Here is a 15,765-nt window from a genome sequence, read left to right as displayed (position 1 = left end):
CACCCGCACATCCCAAGGAGCGGACAGATGCCCATCGCAACCCCCGAGGTCTACGCCGAGATGCTCGACCGGGCGAAGGCAGGCAAGTTCGCCTACCCGGCCATCAACGTGACCTCGACCCAGACGCTCCACGCGGCTCTGCGCGGTTTCGCCGAGGCCGAGAGCGACGGCATCGTCCAGATCTCCACCGGTGGTGCGGAGTTCCTGGGCGGCCAGTACAACAAGGACATGGTGACGGGCGCCGTGGCCCTCGCCGAGTTCGCGCACATCGTCGCTGCCAAGTACGACATCACCGTCGCGCTGCACACCGACCACTGCCCCAAGGACAAGCTGGACGGCTACGTCCGCCCGCTGCTCGACATCTCCGCCGAGCGCGTCGCCAAGGGCCTCAACCCGCTGTTCCAGTCCCACATGTGGGATGGCTCGGCCGAGACCCTCGCGGACAACCTGGCCATCGGTCAGGAGCTGCTCGCCAAGGCTGCCGCCGCCAAGATCATCCTTGAGGTCGAGATCACCCCGACCGGTGGCGAGGAGGACGGCGTCACGCACGAGATCAACGACGAGCTGTACACCACCGTCGACGACGCGCTGCGTACCGCCGAGGCGCTCGGCCTGGGCGAGAAGGGCCGCTACCTGCTGGCCGCCTCCTTCGGCAACGTCCACGGCGTCTACAAGCCGGGCAACGTCGTGCTCCGCCCCGAGCTCCTGAAGGACCTCCAGGAGGGCGTCGGCGCCAAGTACGGCAAGACCTCCCCGTTCGACTTCGTCTTCCACGGCGGCTCCGGCTCCACCGCGCAGGAGATCGCCACCGCGCTGGAGAACGGCGTCGTGAAGATGAACCTCGACACCGACACCCAGTACGCCTTCACCCGCCCGATCGCCGACCACATGTTCAGCAACTACGACGGCGTGCTGAAGGTCGACGGCGAGGTCGGCAACAAGAAGACCTACGACCCCCGCACCTGGGGCAAGTCCGCCGAGGCGGGCATGGCCGTGCGCGTCACCGAGGCCTGCGCCAACCTGCGCTCCACGGGCACGAAGCTGAAGTAAGCGCGGGTACGGGGCCGCAGGGTCCCGTACCGCGTCGTCGCGGGCCCGATGCTCCTGGGTGATCCCCGGTGAGGTCGGGCCCGTGGCATGTGCGGCCCCGGGCACGACACCCGGAGCGACACCGGACGCCACCCCGGGCCGCGCCGACCGTGAACGACCGAACCATGAGTACGACCGAACCGTGTGAGGTACCGCTGTGAGTCCGTCCTACGATTTCGACGCCGTCGTCGACCGCCGCGGTACCTGGAGCGTGCAGTGGGACGGGGTCGCCGACCGGTTCGGGGTGGACGGGCTGCTGCCGTTCACCATCTCCGACATGGACTTCCGGACCGCGCCCGAGGTGCTGGACGCGCTGCGTGCCCGAATCGACCACGGGGTGTTCGGGTACACCGACTGGCAGCAGGACGACTTCCGTTCGGCGATCGCCCACTGGTTCGCCACCCGCTACGGCACCGCCATCGACACCGGGCAGCTCGTCTACGGCCCCTCGGTGCTCAACCAGCTCTCCCAGCTGCTGCGGATGTGGACCGGGGCCGGCGACGCGGTGGTCACCCACACCCCGACGTACGACGGTTTCCGCAAGGCGATCCTCGGCCTGGGGCGCGAGATGCGCGGAGTACCGGTCGGTGACGACGCGGCCCTGGAGCGGGAACTCGCCCGCCCGGACGCGAAGGTGCTGCTGCTCTGCTCGCCCCAGAACCCCACGGGGCGGGTGTGGACGGAGGCCGAGCTCACGCGGATGGCGGAGCTGGCCGCGCTCCACGGCGTGCGGGTGATCAGCGACGAGATCCACGCGGACTTCGCGCACGACGGGCACCACCACGTGCCGTGGACCCGGGTGGCGGACCGGGGCCCCGCGGGCTGGGCGCTCATCACCTCCGGGTCGAAGTCCTTCAACTTCCCCGGGCTGAGCGGCTCCTACGGCCTGATCGGCGACCCGGCAGACCGGGCCGAGTACCTGCGGCGGATGGCCACGGCCGAGGGTCTTGAGTCCCCGGCGGTGCTCGCGCTGACCGCCCACATCACCGCGTACCGGGAGTGCGGGCCGTGGCTCGACGAGCTGCGTACGTACATCGCCGGGAACCTCGCCCTGGTCGAGGAGCGGCTGCGCGCCGCCTTCCCGGAGCTGGACTGGCGCCCGCCGCAGGCCGGTTACCTCGCCTGGATCGACCTGAGGCCGCTCGGCCTGGACGACGACGCCCTCCAGCGGGTGCTGATCGAGCGGGAGAAGGTCGCCATCATGCCGGGCGGGGTCTACGGCTCCGACGGCTTCGTACGGCTCAACGTCGGCTGCCCGCGCGCCAAGGCGGAGGCGGGCGTCGACGCGCTGGTCCGGGCGATCCGCTCGCTGCGGTAGCCGCCACGGGCGTACGGGGGAGGCCGGGGCCCACTGGCCGCCCCGGCGGACAGCGGCGATGCTGCCCCCATGGGTGAAACCCCCGAGGGACCCCCGACACCCCGGGACCGCACGGCCCCGGACCGCGCGCCGGACCGCACGCCGGACCGCACGGCCGCGCGGACGGACGGCGGGGGCGGTGCCGGTGCGCCGAAGGCCGCCGGGGAGATCCGGGCCGCCTCGGCGCCCGGGCGGTGGATCGTCCTGACCACCGTCCTCGGCTCCGGCATGGCGATGCTGGACTCCACCGTCATCAACGTGGCGCTGCCCCGGATCGGCGAGGACCTCGGCACCGACCTCGCGGCGCTCCAGTGGACCGTCAACGCCTACATGCTGACGCTCGCCGGGCTGATCCTGCTGGGCGGGGCGCTCGGCGACCGGTACGGGCGACGGCGGGTCTTCGTCGTCGGCGTCGTCTGGTTCGCCCTCGCCTCGCTGGTCTGCGCCGTCGCGCCGAACGCCGCCGTGCTGATCGCGGCGCGCGCCTTCCAGGGCATCGGCGGGGCGCTGCTCACCCCGGGGTCGCTGGCGCTCATCCAGGCGAGCTTCCACCCGGACGACCGGGCCCGGGCGGTCGGGCTCTGGTCCGGCTTCGGCGGGGTCGGCGCGGCCATCGGGCCGTTCGTGGGCGGCTGGCTCGTCGACGGGCCCGGCTGGCGGTGGGTCTTCCTGCTCAACCTGCCGGTCGCCGCGCTCTGCGTACCGGTCGCGCTGCGCCATGTGCCGGAGTCCCGGGACCCGCGCGCCCACGGGCGCTTCGACGTCCTCGGGGCGGTGCTCGCGGCGGTGGCGCTGGCCCTGGTGACGTACGCGCTGATCGAGGCGCCGGGGAGCGGTGCCTCGCCCGCGGTGATCGGGGCGGCGGTGGGCGGGGTGGTGGCCGGGGCGGCGTTCGTACGGGTGGAGCGGCGGCGGCCGGACCCCATGGTGCCTCCGGCGATCTTCCGCTCCCGGCTGTTCACCGTCGTCAACCTGGTGACGTTCTGCGTGTACGCGGCGCTGGGCGGGTTCTTCTTCCTCTCCGCGATCCAGCTCCAGGTCGTCGCCGGGTACACGGCGCTCGGCGCGGGTACCGCGCTGCTCCCGACGACCGTGCTGATGCTCTTCTTCTCGGCCGCCTCCGGCGAACTGGGCCACCGCATCGGCCCCCGCATCCCGCTCACCGTCGGCCCGTTGCTGGCCGCCGCGGGCATGCTGCTGATGCTGCGGGTCGGGCCGGGGAGCGCATCGGTGACCGGGTACCTGAGCGAGGTGCTGCCCGCCGTGGTGGTGCTGGGCCTGGGCCTCGTCACCCTCGTCGCGCCGCTCACCGCGACCGTGCTGGCGGCGGTGGACACCGGGCAGGCGGGGCTGGCCAGCGGCATCAACAACGCCGCCGCCCGTGCGGCGGGGCTGATCGCGGTCGCCGCGCTGCCGCTGCTGGCGGGCATGGGCCCGGAGGCGTACCGGGAGGCGGGCGAGTTCGCCTCGACCTTCCGGCGGGCGATGCCGATGTGCGCGGGGCTCCTGGTGGCGGGGGCGGTGCTCGCCTTCTGCACGGTGCGGACGCCGGGGCGGGCTCCTGCGCCTTCCCCGTCCCCGGACGCCGACCGCGACCGGACGGAGGGCGGTGGGGCGCATCCGGCCGGGGCGCCCTGCCGCCCCGAGTGCACCGTGCACTGCGGGGTCGTCGCGCCGCCCCTGGAGCCCGCCCGGCGGCCCTCCGAGGAGTGACCGGCCGCTCGCGGCGCGGAGGGGCCGGCGGGCGCGGCTGCGGGGGCCCGGCGGCGGGCCGGGCGGTGTCCCGTCACGCCGGGGTGCCAGGCACACTGGGACCCATGTCCATCCACGAGAACCTGCTCGGGGGCCCCGCCCCGACCCACCTGCCCGACGACCCGGAGCCGCGCGGGCTGCTCGCCGGCGGCACCCCGCCCGCCGAGGTCGCGGCGAAGTACCCCACCTCCTCGCTCGCCTGGGCGCAGCTGGCCGACGACGCCTTCGAGGGCGGCCGGGTCATCGAGTCGTACGCCTACGCCCGCACCGGCTACCACCGCGGGCTCGACGCCCTGCGCCGGGCCGGCTGGAAGGGCCACGGGCCCGTGCCGTTCGAGCACGAGCCGAACCGCGGCTTCCTCCGCGCCCTGCACGCCCTCGCGCGCGCCGCGGGGGCCATCGGCGAGCAGGAGGAGTACGAGCGCTGCTCGACCTTCCTCCGCGACTCCTCGCCGACCGCGGCCGACATCCTGGGCTGATCCCACCAGGAGGCGCGGGACAGCCCCACGGCGTCCGCCGTTCCTCCGTCGTGCCTGGTCAACCGGCCCGCAGACCGCTTTGTCGGCTGCGGGCCGGTATGCGTTGCGGGGGGCGCGGGCCGGGCGGATCAAGTTCTCCGCGGCCGGGCGCCTCGCGGGTTTCCGGTCATAGGATGCGCCGCAGGGGACCGGAGCCCACCCAGCTAGGACGGGGCGGACCGCTACCCGGAAGCTCGTGTCGAGGAGACAGCGATGTCGGCGAAACACCCCGATTCCGAAGAGACCGGTGCGGAGACCCCGTACCTCGATTTCGCGGGAACGACTCCTTACGAGGACTACGTCCAGGCGGACGTTCTCACCCATTTGCAGCAGTTGCGCTCCGACGATCCCGGCGAGATGGTCTTCCTCGTGACCACCCAGGTCATGGAGTTGTGGTTCACCGTCCTGGTCCACGAGTGGGAGACGGCGGCGCTGGCCCTGCGCGAGGACCGGCTGCCGGACGCGCGGGACGCCCTGAAGCGCTCGCTGCGCGAGCTGGAGGCCCTGAACGCGTCCTGGCGGCCGCTGGCCCAGCTCACCCCCGCCCAGTTCAACTCCTACCGGGGCGCGCTCGGCGAGGGTTCCGGCTTCCAGTCGGCGATGTACCGGCGGATGGAGTTCCTGCTCGGTGACAAGTCCGCCTCCATGCTCGTCCCGCACCGGGGCTCCCCGCGCGTGTACGCCGAGCTGGAGAAGGCGCTGAGCCAGCCGAGCCTCTACGACGAGACGCTGGCGCTGCTCGCGCGGCGCGGGCACCCGGTGCCGCAGTCGGTCCTCGGCCGTGACCTGCGGCAGAAGTACGAACCCTCCCCGGTGATCGAGGCCGTCTGGACCCGGATATACGCCGAACCGGAGAAGTACGACGAGCTGGTGCGCCTCGGCGAGCTGCTCACGGACGTCGGCGAGCTGGTCTGGCGCTGGCGCAACGACCACCTGGTGGCGACCCGGCGGGCCATGGGCTCGAAGACCGGAACCGGCGGCTCCGCCGGAGTGGCGTGGCTGGAGAAGCGCGCCTCGAAGAATGTGTTCCCCGAACTCTGGACGGCCCGCAGTCATGTCTGAGACCAACCACCGCCTGCTGGCGGACCGTGCGGCCAAGCTCGACGCCGCCGACGAACTCGCCGGTATGCGCGAGCTGTTCACCCTCGACGAGAGCGTCTACCTGGACGGCAACTCGCTCGGCGCGCTCCCCGTCCACGTGCCCGACCGGCTGCACGACGTCCTCACCCGCGAGTGGGGCGAGCTGCGCATCCGGTCCTGGGACGAGAGCGGCTGGTGGACCGCGCCCGAGCGGGTCGGCGACCGCATCGCGCCGATCGTCGGCGCGGCACCGGGCCGGATCGTGGCCGGCGACTCCACCAGCGTCAACATCTTCAAGGCGCTGGTCGCCGCGACCCGCCTCGCGCCGGGCGGCCGGGACGAGATCATGGTCGACGCCTCGACGTTCCCGACCGACGGCTACATCGCCGGTTCGGCCGCCCGGATGACCGGCCACCGGATCGTCCCGGTCGACCCCGCCGACGTCCCGGGCGCCGTCAACTCCCGTACGGCGGCAGTGCTGTTGAACCACGTCGACTACCGCACCGGGCGGCTGCACGATCTGCCCACGCTCACCGCCGCCGTGCAGCGCGCGGGGGCCGTCGTGGTCTGGGACCTCTGCCACAGCGCCGGTGCGCTGCCGGTCGGACTGGACGAGCACGGCGTGGACCTCGCGGTCGGCTGCACGTACAAGTACCTGAACGGCGGCCCGGGTTCACCCGCGTACCTGTACGTCGCCGAGCGCCACCAGGGCGTCTTCGACTCCCCGCTGCCGGGGTGGAACTCGCACGCCGACCCGTTCGGCATGACCCCCGGGTACGAGCCCGCCGAAGGTTCCGTCCGGGGCCGGGTCGGCACGCCGGACATCCTCTCCATGCTGGCGCTGGAGTCCGCGCTCGACGTGTGGGACGACGTCCCGATCGAGGCCGTACGCGCCAAGTCCCTTGCCCTGACGGACTTCTTCCTGGAGTGCGTCGAGGCGTACGCCCCCGGGGGCCGGGTCGTCTCCGTCACCCCGGCCGCGCACGCCGAGCGCGGCAGCCAGGTCGCGCTGCGGTGCGCCGAGGCCGAGCCGGTGATGCGCGAACTGATCGCGCGGGGTGTGGTCGGCGACCTGCGCCGCCCCGACGTGCTCCGGTTCGGATTCACCCCGCTGTACGTCGGCTTCGCCGATGCGGAGCGGGCCGCCCGGGTGCTGGCCGGGGTGCTGGCGGACGTGCCGGCGGGGTCGGCCGCGCAGAGGTGACGGCGTCGGAGCGGTCGCGGACGGAGCCGGGGCGGGCCCGCTCCGTCCGGAGACCGCTCCGGGGCCTGGTACGGTCCCCGCAGGTCGGACAAGTGGGGCAGCCCAAAGGATGGTTGGAGCAACAATGTCGGATTCCGCCGCGCGCGATCGGGACGCCGTAGAGGAGAAGTCGGCGTTCGCCAATGCGGAGATCGCCCCCGACCGGACCGTCGCCTACGGGGACCACCCCGACCAGGTCATCGACCTCTGGGCTCCGGCGCACGGGTGGACCAACATGCCGCTCGTCGTCCTGCTCCACGGCGGCGCCTGGCGCGCCCCGTACGACCGCCGCCACGTGTCGCCGCTCGCCGCCTTCCTCACCGACCGCGGCTTCGCCGTCGCCAGCGTGGAGTACCGGCGCGGACCGGACCCGTCCTCGGCGGGGGAGGGGAACGCGGCGGGCCGCTGGCCCGAGACCTTCGACGACGTGGCCGCCGCGATGGACGCCGTCCCGGCCATCGCGGCACGGGAGTTGCCGGAGGCCGACCTGCGGCGGATCGTCGTCACCGGGCACTCGGCGGGCGGCCACCTCGCGCTCTGGGCGGCGGCCCGGCATGTGCTGCCCGTGGGGTCGCCGTGGCGGTTGCCCGAGCCTCCGCCGCTGCGCGGCGTGGTGGCGCTGGCGCCGATCGCCGACCTGCTGACCGCCGCGAAGCTCGGCATCTGCTCCGGGGCCGTCCACGAACTCCTCGGCGGTGAGGAGGGGTTCGCCGAACGGCGCCCGCACGTCGACCCTGCCGTCCTGCTGCCCACCGGGATCGCGACCCACATCGTGCAGGGCTGCGACGACATCGTCGTTCCGCAGCCGGTCGCGGAGGCGTTCGTCGCCGCGGCGGCGACGGCGGGGGAGACCGTCGGGCTGACCCTGCTGGACGAGATCGGCCACTTCCCGCTCATCGACCCCTCGACGGACGCCTGCGCGCTGGTGGCGGACGAGCTGGAACAGCTCGCCTGGTGAGACGCGCGTCCGGCGGATCAGTGCTCCTGGCGCAGGTGGGTCCGCCGGCCGTCGCGGTCGAAGATCGCGAGGATCTCCGCCGGACCGCCGCGTGAGCCGAACGCGTGCGGGACCATCGTGGAGAACTCCGCCGCCTCGCCGGTCTCGACCGTGATCGTCCGGTCCCCCAGCAGCAGCACGACCGTGCCGGAGAGCACGGTGAACCAGTCGTTGCCGCCCGGGTGGACCTTCAACTCGTCCCGCCCGTGCCGGGGCTCGGGCGCGGTGATGCTCATCCGGACCACGGTGACACCCGGCTGCCCGCCCTTCCGGTTCAGCAGCCAGGTGGTCGTGCCGCACTCCGCGTCGTGCTGCGGGCGGATCACCACGTCCTCGTCGGACACCGACTCCACCAGCGCGTCCAGGGTGGTTCCGAGGGCGCGTGCGATGGTGCTGAGCTGATCGAGGCTGATCCGCCGGTGGCCGGTCTCGATACGGCTCAGGGTGGACGGGCTGAGGAAGCAGCGCGCGGCCAGATCGTCGAGCGACCAGCCCTGCGCGGTACGGAGTCCGCGTATCCGCTTGCGGACCAGGGAGTCGAGTTCACCGTCTTGCGTCATACGCAAGATGCTATGCGTTCCGCGCAAGGCCTGCGTAGGCTCGAAGCATGAGCGCACACGAGGAGCACCAGCACGGGCACGGCCACGGGCATCAGCACGACAGTGTCCACGGGCACGGGCACGGGCACGGCCACGGCCACGGCCACGGCCACGGCCACGGCCACGGCCACGGGCACGGGCACGGTTCGGGGGACGCCGACTTCTCCGTACTGACCGAGATGCTGGACCTCGACGCCGAGGTGCTGCGCGAGCACCTGGACGAGCTGACCGGCTGGATCGAGGAACTGGGCGGCGGGACGTCCGACGCGTCGGCAGGCCCCGGCCCGCGCGTGCTCGACCTCGGCAGCGGCACCGGCGCGGGCACCTTCGCCCTGCTCCAGCGCTTCCCCGGCGCCGAGGTCACCGCCGTGGACGTTTCGCCGGAGATGGCCGCCCGCCTGGCGGAGAAGGCCGCCGCGCTGGGGGCCGCCGGCCGTGTCCGTACCGTGGTCGCCGACCTCGACACCGAGGCCCTGCCCGCCGGGCCCTACGACCTGGTGTGGGCCTCCGCCTCGCTCCACCACATGGCCGACCCGGGGGCGATCCTCGCCCAGGTCCGCGAGGTGCTGCGCCCCGGTGGGCTCATGGTGGCGGTCGAGCTCGAAGGCTTCCCGCGCTTCCTCCCCGACGACCTCGGCATCGGCCGCCCCGGTCTGGAGAACCGCGTGCACGCGGCCCAGGCCGAGGGGCGGAAGGCCGCCGGGATGCACATGACCGAGGACTGGGGGGCGAGGCTGCGCGAGGCCGGGCTCGACGTGGTGGCCGAGCGGGTCGTCGACATCGACCTCGCCGCCCCGCTGCCCGCCGCCACCGGCCGCTACGTCCTGGCCTCCCTCACCCGCGTCCGGTCCGCGCTCGACGACGTACTCGACGCCGAGGACCTCGCTGCCCTGGACGCGCTCACCGACGCGGACGGCCCGCACGGCGTGCTGCACCGGGACGACCTCACCGTCCGCACCGAGCGGAGCGTCTGGGTCGCCACGCGTCGCGGAGCCGCGTAGTACCTGAGGGGGAGACCCCGGTATCCGCTTCCGTGGGGACGACCCGGGCCCGTGCCCCGCCCTACCGTGAGCACGTGACCGAGACCCTGACGCAAGCGAAGACGAAGGCGCCCGAACTCCGCTGGGTGCGGGGAGCGGTGGAGAGCCTGCGGGAGGACCTCCTCCAGGACGTGACGGCCTACCGCCCGCTGCCCCCGCTCAGCGACGAGGGGCCGCTGCTGCGCCGACTGCCCGCGAGCGCACGGGAGAAGCTCGTCTGGACCCCGCACGCCCTGGTGCTGACAGCCGCGGTGATCTGCCTGCTCTTCGGGCTGAACGCCGAGAGCGAGCAGTTCGTCCTCGGGGTGGTACCGGCGATTCCGGTGGTGCTGACGCTCGTCCGGCCGGTGGCGGCCTTCTGGGGGTCGATGGCCGCCACGGTGGTCGTCGCCCTCGCCGGTACGGGCTGGCCCTGGGGCCCGAGCAGCTTCTGGGGCCACCTGGTGGTCCTGGTGGTGTGCGCGGCCCGCACCCGGCCGCGTGCCGCCGCCGGGATGTGGGTGCTCACGCTGGTGCTGGGCATGCTGCTGGGGACCGTCGCGCCGTACCGGCTGGGCGTTTCCACCGCCGCCCCGATGTTCGTGGTGTCGGCGCTCGCCCTGCTCGTGGTGACCGTCGTCCAGGTCCGGCGCGAGGCCGAGCGCGAGGTGAACGAGGCCGAGCGGGAGGTGACGGTCCAGCGCACGGTGACGGCCGTCGAGCGCGACCGGCGCACGCTCCTGGAGGAGCGCACCACCATCGCCCGCGAGCTGCACGACGTGGTCGCCCACCACATGTCGGTGGTGGCGATCCAGGCCGAGGCCGCCCCCTACCGGGTGGAGAACCCGCCGCCCGAGCTGGCGCAGGCGTTCGTCACCATCCGCGAGAACGCGGTCGCCGCGCTCACCGAACTCCGCCGTGTGCTCGGTGTCGTACGGGCGGAGGACCAGGAGGCGCCGGACGCCCCGCAGCCCACCCTCGCCCGGCTCGACCGGCTGCTGGACAACGTCCGCGAGGCGGGCCTGGAGACGGAGAAGACGGTCACCGGGGCGGTACGCGAACTGCCGCAGGGCGTCGAGCTGTCGGCGTACCGGATCGTCCAGGAGGCGCTGAGCAACACCCTGCGCCACGCGCCGGGCGCCACCGCCGTCGTCGAGATCGCCTACGTCCTCGGCGGGCTCGGGGTACGGGTCGTCAACGGGCCGCCGACCGGCCCGGTCGACGCCTCGCCGGGCGCCGGGCACGGCATCACCGGGATGCGCGAGCGGATCGCGATGCTGGAGGGCGAGATGACCGCGGCGGAGACCGAGGAGGGCGGCTACGAGGTCGCCGTGTTCATCCCCGTGCCCCGGGCGGCGGACGGCGTCGCCTCCGCCACGGAAGAGGAGGCCGCCGCGTGAGCGACATCGGGGTTCTGATCGTCGACGACCAGATGATGGTCCGCGAGGGCTTCTCGGTACTGCTCAACGCCATGCCCGGGATCGAGGTCGTCGGCGAGGCGGTCGACGGGCGGCAGGCGGTCGAGAAGGTCGCCGCGCTCGCCCCGGACGTGGTGCTGATGGACATCCGGATGCCGGAGATGAACGGCATCGAGGCCACCCGCGAGATCGTCGCCGCCGACGCGGAGGCGAAGGTGCTCGTGCTCACCACGTTCGACCTGGACGAGTACGTCTACCAGGCCCTGCGCGCCGGGGCCTCCGGCTTCCTGCTCAAGGACGCCTCCGCCCGCCAACTCGCCGATGCCGTACGGGTGGTGGCCTCCGGCGAGGCGCTCCTCGCACCCACCGTGACGCGCCGGCTGATCGCCGAGTTCTCCAAGCTCTCCCAGGCGCCGAAACCCCCGGCGCTGGCCCGGATCGGGGACCTCACCGAACGCGAGACGGAGGTACTGGTACTGGTCGCGCAGGGGCTCTCCAACGCGGAGATCGCCGCGCACCTGGTGGTCGCCGAATCCACCGTCAAGACCCATGTGAGCCGGGTCCTGGTGAAGCTCGGGCTCCGCGACCGCACCCAGGCGGCGGTCTTCGCCTACGAAGCGCGCCTGGTCACGCCGGGGTAGGGCCGGTCCTCGCGCGGGGGCACCTGCCGGTAGCGTCGGGTCATGCACGTGTCCTTCGACCCCTGGTCACCCGCGTTCGTCGCCGATCCGTACCCCGCCTACGCCGCGCTGCGCGCCGCCGGCCGGGTCCACTATTTCGAGCCGACCCGGCAGTGGCTGATCCCGCACTACGCCGACGTGTCGGGGCTGCTCCGCGACCGGCGGCTCGGCCGGACGTATCTGCACCGCTTCACCCACGAGGAGTTCGGCCTCACCCCGCCTCCCGCCGCGCACGAGCCGTTCACCACCCTCAACGGCCAGGGCCTCCTCGACCTGGAGGCACCCGACCACACCCGCATCCGGCGCCTCGTCTCCAAGGCGTTCACGCCGCGTACGGTCGAGCGGCTCGCGCCCACCGTGCGGCGCCTGGCGGCCGAGCTGGTCGACACGTTCGTGGCCGAGGGCGGCGGCGACCTGCTCACGGCGGTCGCCGAACCCCTGCCGGTCGCCGTGATCGCCGAGATGCTGGGCGTCCCGGAGTCCGACCGGGCGCTGCTGCGCCCCTGGTCGGCCGCGATCTGCGGGATGTTCGAGCTGAACCCTTCGGAGGAGACCGCGCGGGCGGCGGTTTCGGCGTCCACCGAGTTCTCCGCGTACTTGCGCGAACTCATCGCCGTACGGCGGGAGAAGCCGGGCGAGGACCTGATCTCCGGTCTCATCGCCGCCCACGACGAGGACGAGCGGCTCACCGAGCAGGAGATGATCTCCACCTGCGTGCTGCTGCTGAACGCGGGCCACGAGGCGACCGTCAACACCACCGTGAACGGCTGGCGCACCCTCTTCCACCACCCCGAGCAGCTCGCCGCGCTCCGCGCCGACCACGGCCTGCTGTCCACAGCTGTGGAAGAACTCCTGCGCTACGACACCCCGTTGCAGATGTTCGAGCGCTGGGTGCTGGACGACATCGAGATCGCCGGTACGGTCGTCCCGCGCGGCTCCGAGGTGGCGCTGCTCTTCGGCTCCGCCAACCGCGACCCGGAGCGCTTCGCCGACCCGGACACCCTCGACCTCTCCCGCCCGGACAACCCGCACATCACCTTCGGCGCGGGCATCCACTACTGCCTGGGCGCCCCGCTGGCCCGCATCGAACTCGCCGCCTCCTTCGGCGAGCTGCTGCGCAAGGCGCCGGGGATGCGGCTGGCCGAGGAGCCGGAGTGGCACCCGGGGTACGTCATCCGGGGGCTGAAGGAGCTCCGCGTGGAGGTGTGATCCCCGGGTCGTGTCCGCCGCCCGGACCTGCGGGGCTCGCTCACCCCCGCAGGTCCCGGCGGCGCAGTGCGGCGAGGCCCGCCGCGACCAGGGCCGCGGCCACCGCCGTTAGCGCGATCAGGGCCGCTGCCCGCAGGCCGGCGCCCGGGAGCTTCGGCAGATGGGTGAAGGGCGACACGTCCAGCACCGCCTGCGGCAGGTCCACCGCCGGGCCGATCCAGCCGAGCGCCAGGCAGAGCCCGGCAGCGCCCCAGGAGCCGGCGGCGGCGATCCGGGGCGCCGCCCCGTACAGCAGCACGGCCACCCCGCCCAGCAGCCAGATCGCGGGGAGCTGGACCAGGGCGGCGCCGAGCACCGCCGGGAGGCGGTGGCCGTAACCGGCGGCGAGGCCGAGGCCGCCGGCGCCCATCACGAGGACCGAGCCGCCGAACGCGATCAGCAGGTGCCCGCCGGCCCACGCGGTCCGGGCGGCGCCCGCCACGAGGACGGGTTCGGCCCGGCCGCCGGTCTCCTCGGCGAGCGGCCTCAGCGCCGAGGAGACGACGTACAGGGCCGCCACCATGCCGAGCATCCCGGCCATCGCGGCGAGGAACGCGTCGGTCAGCCCGGCCGCGCCACCCATCCGCGCGATGATCTCGCGGGTCTGCTCGTTGTCGCCGACGAGGTCGGCCGCCCCGTCCGCCAACCGCCCGAAGACGAGCCCGGTGACCGCGAACGACACGGTCCAGCCGGCCAGCGAACCGCGCTGGAGGCGCAGCGCCAGCCCGTACGGGGTGGCGATCCGGCCGCTCGCGGCCCCCGGGCGGGTGGCGAAGAGGCCGCTGCCCAGGTCCCGCCGGCCGGCGAGTACGACGGCCAGGGCGAGGAGCGCGCCGGTACCGGCCACGAAGACCAGCAGCACCCACCAGCGCTCCCCGGCGTACGCGCGGGTGTTCTCCACCCAGCCGAACGGGGAGAGCCGGGTCAGCACGGAGGAGGCGCCGGTGCTCGCCGCGTCACCGGCGGCCTTCAGGACGAACGCGGCGCCGATGGCGGCGGCGGTCACCCCCTTCGCGGCGCGGGCGCCCCCGGTGAGCTGGGCGGCGACGGCGGCGGTCGCGGCGAAGAGCAGGCCCGTACCGGCGACCGCGAGGCCCAGCGCGTACGCACCGGGGCCACCGCACCCGGCGGCCGTCAGCAGGAGCACCACGAGCGCGGCGAGCGCCAGATCGGCCACGGCGGCGGCGAGCAGGGCGGCGGTCAGCGGGGCCCGGCGGCCGACCGGCGCGGCGGAGAGCATCTCCTGGCGGCCGGTCTCCTCCTCCTCGCGGGTGTGGCGCACGACGACGATCAGCGACATCACGGCGGCCAGTCCCGCCCCGAAACCGCCCATCCGCCAACTGACGAGCGCACCGGCGGAGTCGCCGAGGACGGGTCCGTACAGCGCCCGGAGGCTGCCGTTGGCGTTGGTCGTCGCGGCGAGCGCGGCGCGGTCGGCGACCGCCGGGTAGAGGGAGGCGAAGGAACCGGCCACGGAGGCGAACGAGCCGCCGATCGCCAGGAGCCACACGGGGATCAGTACCCGGTCCCGGCGGAGCGCGAGCCGCAGCAGGGCGAGGGTGCCGGTGAAGGGGCCCGAGCGGGCGGCGATGGTGTCGCCCGAACCGGTGCGGGGCAGCGCGCCCGAAGCGGCCGAGGTCATCGCGGGGCCGCCTCGTCCTCGACGCGGCCGCTCTCGTCGCGCTCGTTTCCGTCGCGGTCCGGGGCTGGGTCCTGGTCGCGCTCGTCCTCCGGGGAGCCGTCCGCCGCGTAGTGGCGCAGGAAGAGTTCCTCCAGCGTCGGCGGGGCGCAGCTCAGTGCGCGTACCCCGGCGGCGGCCAGCGCGGCGAGGACCGCGTCGAGTTTGTCGGTGTCCACCTGGCAGCTGATCCGGGTGGACCGCACGTCGAGTCCGTGCACCCCGGGCAACGCGGCCAACCCGGCAGGTACGGAGACGAGTTCGGCGGTGATGCCGGTACGCGCCAGATGCCGCATCCCGGCCAGTGAACCGGACTCCACCGTGCGGCCCCGGCGGATGATGCTCACCCGGTCGCAGAGGGTCTCGACCTCGCTGAGGAGGTGGCTGGAGAGCAGCACCGTGCACCCCCGGTCGCGCGCCTCGGTGACGCAGTCGCGGAACACCGACTCCATCAACGGGTCGAGCCCACTGGTCGGTTCGTCCAGGATGAGCAGTTCCGCGTCGGAGGCGAACGCGGCGACCAGGGCGACCTTCTGGCGGTTGCCCTTGGAGTACGTACGCCCCTTCTTCGCCGGGTCCAGTTCGAACCGCCGGATCAGCGCGTCGCGCCGGTTCCGGTCGAGTCCGCCGCGCAACCGCCCGTACAGGTCGATGACTTCGCCGCCGGTGAGGTTCCGCCAGAGCGTGACGTCGCCCGGTACGTACGCGAGCCGGCGGTGCAGGGCGACCGCGTCCTGCCAGGGGTCTTGGCCGAGCAGCCGCGCGGTGCCGGAGTCGGCGCGCAGCAGGCCGAGCAGGACCCGGATGGCGGTGGATTTCCCGGCTCCGTTGGGGCCGAGGAAACCGTGCACCTCCCCGTGGTCCACGGTGAGTTCGAGACCGTCCAGTGCGGTGGTCCGGCCGAACGACTTGTGCAGTCCGGACACGGAGATGGCCGTCGTCATGGTTCTGAACGTACGCTGGTTTCACAAATTTCTGAAGTTAAAGAACCGTATAAAGTCGGGAGCCGGGTGACCTCCGGAGCCGGGTCGTGTGGGACACCCCTGAGGGGCAGGCCGGGCCGCGTGAGCCGGGGTGAGCCGGATCG

General features: G+C 73.5%; 14 protein-coding genes. 11 read left to right on the top strand and 3 right to left on the bottom strand.

Annotation, left to right across the window (positions count from 1 at the left end):
• The first annotated feature begins 27 nt into the window (after positions 1-27).
• From fbaA to ACWCWD_RS03305, 7 genes are all read left to right on the top strand, one after another.
• Positions 28-1,050: a class II fructose-bisphosphate aldolase gene (gene fbaA, locus ACWCWD_RS03335; protein ID WP_266707035.1), complete on the top strand. Its 1,023-nt coding sequence runs from the start codon at positions 28-30 to the stop codon at positions 1,048-1,050.
• A gap of 196 nt (positions 1,051-1,246) precedes the next feature.
• Positions 1,247-2,407, top strand: coding sequence for a MalY/PatB family protein (locus ACWCWD_RS03330; protein WP_450769868.1), 1,161 nt, complete (start codon positions 1,247-1,249; stop codon positions 2,405-2,407).
• 69 nt (positions 2,408-2,476) lie between these two features.
• Positions 2,477-4,159, top strand: coding sequence for an MFS transporter (locus ACWCWD_RS03325; RefSeq protein ID WP_450769867.1), 1,683 nt, complete (start codon positions 2,477-2,479; stop codon positions 4,157-4,159).
• Positions 4,160-4,263: 104 nt separating this feature from the next.
• Positions 4,264-4,677, top strand: coding sequence for a DUF3151 domain-containing protein (locus ACWCWD_RS03320; RefSeq protein ID WP_328720367.1), 414 nt, complete (start codon positions 4,264-4,266; stop codon positions 4,675-4,677).
• 252 nt (positions 4,678-4,929) lie between these two features.
• Positions 4,930-5,778, top strand: a complete 849-nt coding sequence (locus ACWCWD_RS03315) for a tryptophan 2,3-dioxygenase family protein (protein ID WP_450769866.1) — start codon at positions 4,930-4,932, stop codon at positions 5,776-5,778.
• Positions 5,771-7,000 (top strand): kynureninase, encoded by a 1,230-nt coding sequence (gene kynU, locus ACWCWD_RS03310; protein WP_450769865.1) that lies wholly within the window; start codon positions 5,771-5,773, stop codon positions 6,998-7,000. Before ACWCWD_RS03315 ends, kynU begins: the two co-directional genes overlap by 8 nt.
• A gap of 124 nt (positions 7,001-7,124) precedes the next feature.
• Positions 7,125-7,997, top strand: coding sequence for an alpha/beta hydrolase (locus ACWCWD_RS03305; protein WP_450769864.1), 873 nt, complete (start codon positions 7,125-7,127; stop codon positions 7,995-7,997).
• Between the two features lie 17 nt (positions 7,998-8,014).
• Here the strand turns inward: ACWCWD_RS03305 and ACWCWD_RS03300 are convergent, their stop codons facing one another.
• A complete protein-coding gene (locus ACWCWD_RS03300) occupies positions 8,015-8,596 on the bottom strand; it encodes an XRE family transcriptional regulator (RefSeq protein WP_450769863.1) in 582 nt (193 codons plus the stop codon).
• A 47-nt stretch (positions 8,597-8,643) separates the two neighbouring features.
• Between ACWCWD_RS03300 and ACWCWD_RS03295 the strand changes: the two genes are divergently transcribed.
• The 4 genes from ACWCWD_RS03295 (at position 8,644) to ACWCWD_RS03280 (ending at position 12,961) form a co-directional block, all read left to right on the top strand.
• Positions 8,644-9,636: a class I SAM-dependent methyltransferase gene (locus ACWCWD_RS03295; protein ID WP_450769861.1), complete on the top strand. Its 993-nt coding sequence runs from the start codon at positions 8,644-8,646 to the stop codon at positions 9,634-9,636.
• Positions 9,637-9,722: 86 nt separating this feature from the next.
• Positions 9,723-11,054: a sensor histidine kinase gene (locus ACWCWD_RS03290; protein WP_450770355.1), complete on the top strand. Its 1,332-nt coding sequence runs from the start codon at positions 9,723-9,725 to the stop codon at positions 11,052-11,054.
• The gene (locus tag ACWCWD_RS03285) at positions 11,051-11,713 is read left to right on the top strand and encodes a response regulator (protein WP_450769860.1); all 663 of its coding nucleotides are present in this window, start codon (positions 11,051-11,053) and stop codon (positions 11,711-11,713) included. The genes ACWCWD_RS03290 and ACWCWD_RS03285 overlap by 4 nt, the downstream gene beginning before the upstream one ends.
• 42 nt (positions 11,714-11,755) lie before the next feature.
• Positions 11,756-12,961 (top strand): cytochrome P450, encoded by a 1,206-nt coding sequence (locus tag ACWCWD_RS03280; protein ID WP_450769858.1) that lies wholly within the window; start codon positions 11,756-11,758, stop codon positions 12,959-12,961.
• A 40-nt stretch (positions 12,962-13,001) separates the two neighbouring features.
• Here ACWCWD_RS03280 and ACWCWD_RS03275 read toward each other — a convergent pair whose 3' ends face one another.
• Together ACWCWD_RS03275 and ACWCWD_RS03270 are read right to left on the bottom strand one after the other, a co-directional pair.
• Entirely contained in the window at positions 13,002-14,642 is a 1,641-nt protein-coding gene (locus ACWCWD_RS03275; RefSeq protein ID WP_450769856.1) for an ABC transporter permease, read from the bottom strand.
• Positions 14,639-15,622, bottom strand: coding sequence for an ABC transporter ATP-binding protein (locus ACWCWD_RS03270; protein ID WP_450769854.1), 984 nt, complete (start codon positions 15,620-15,622; stop codon positions 14,639-14,641). The genes ACWCWD_RS03275 and ACWCWD_RS03270 overlap by 4 nt, the downstream gene beginning before the upstream one ends.
• Positions 15,623-15,765: the final 143 nt, after the last annotated feature.

It is taken from the genome of Streptomyces sp. NPDC001493, assembly GCF_053597235.1.
Note: the sequence above shows the minus strand (reverse complement) of the source record. Positions and strands in the feature narration are given on the sequence as shown.

Coding starts and splice junctions, on each gene's coding strand:
- ACWCWD_RS03280 (WP_450769858.1), top strand. CDS start 11,756: ATGCACGTGTCCTTCGACCCCTGGTCACCCGCGTTCGTCGCCGATCCG.
- ACWCWD_RS03320 (WP_328720367.1), top strand. CDS start 4,264: ATGTCCATCCACGAGAACCTGCTCGGGGGCCCCGCCCCGACCCACCTG.
- fbaA (WP_266707035.1), top strand. CDS start 28: ATGCCCATCGCAACCCCCGAGGTCTACGCCGAGATGCTCGACCGGGCG.
- ACWCWD_RS03295 (WP_450769861.1), top strand. CDS start 8,644: ATGAGCGCACACGAGGAGCACCAGCACGGGCACGGCCACGGGCATCAG.
- ACWCWD_RS03270 (WP_450769854.1), bottom strand. CDS start 15,622: ATGACGACGGCCATCTCCGTGTCCGGACTGCACAAGTCGTTCGGCCGG.
- ACWCWD_RS03325 (WP_450769867.1), top strand. CDS start 2,477: ATGGGTGAAACCCCCGAGGGACCCCCGACACCCCGGGACCGCACGGCC.
- ACWCWD_RS03275 (WP_450769856.1), bottom strand. CDS start 14,642: ATGACCTCGGCCGCTTCGGGCGCGCTGCCCCGCACCGGTTCGGGCGAC.
- ACWCWD_RS03305 (WP_450769864.1), top strand. CDS start 7,125: ATGTCGGATTCCGCCGCGCGCGATCGGGACGCCGTAGAGGAGAAGTCG.
- ACWCWD_RS03300 (WP_450769863.1), bottom strand. CDS start 8,596: ATGACGCAAGACGGTGAACTCGACTCCCTGGTCCGCAAGCGGATACGC.
- kynU (WP_450769865.1), top strand. CDS start 5,771: ATGTCTGAGACCAACCACCGCCTGCTGGCGGACCGTGCGGCCAAGCTC.
- ACWCWD_RS03315 (WP_450769866.1), top strand. CDS start 4,930: ATGTCGGCGAAACACCCCGATTCCGAAGAGACCGGTGCGGAGACCCCG.